A 665-nucleotide genomic window follows, 5' to 3' on the forward strand; every position below is an offset into this window, starting at 1 on the left:
GCCCTGTGCCTCGGCAAGAATATCGGCGGCGAGCCAATCATCGCCGACCTCGCGCGCATGCCGCACCTCTTGGTCGCCGGCACCACCGGCTCGGGCAAGTCGGTGGCGATCAACACCATGATCCTCAGCCTGCTCTACCGGCTGAAGCCGGAGGAGTGCCGGCTGATCATGGTCGATCCGAAGATGCTGGAGCTGTCGGTCTATGACGGCATCCCGCACCTGCTCTCCCCCGTGGTCATCGACCCCAAGAAGGCGGTGATCGCCCTCAAATGGGCCGTGCGCGAGATGGAGGAGCGCTACAAGAAGATGGCCAAGATCGCCGTGCGCAACATCGACGGCTACAACGCCCGGGTCGCCGAGGCGGCGGAGCGCGGCGAGGTGCTGACCCGGACCGTGCAGACCGGGTTCGACCGGCACACCGGCGAGGCGGTGTACGAGGACGAGGCGATGGATCTCGCGCCGCTGCCCTACATCGTGATCGTGGTCGACGAGATGGCCGACCTGATGATGGTGGCCGGCAAGGACATCGAGGGGGCGATCCAGCGTCTGGCCCAGATGGCGCGGGCGGCGGGCATCCACCTGATCATGGCGACGCAGCGTCCGTCGGTGGACGTGATCACCGGCACGATCAAGGCGAACTTCCCGACCCGGATCAGCTTCCAGGT

1 protein-coding gene is annotated in these 665 nt (G+C 66.5%); it reads left to right on the plus strand.

From position 1 onward, the window contains the following. Positions 1-665 (plus strand): FtsK/SpoIIIE domain-containing protein (locus MKK75_RS14520; protein ID WP_279593886.1); only part of this gene is annotated, 665 nt, incomplete at both ends.

The sequence above is a fragment of the Methylobacterium sp. J-030 genome (genome assembly GCF_022829545.1).
GTDB lineage: Bacteria > Pseudomonadota > Alphaproteobacteria > Rhizobiales > Beijerinckiaceae > Methylobacterium.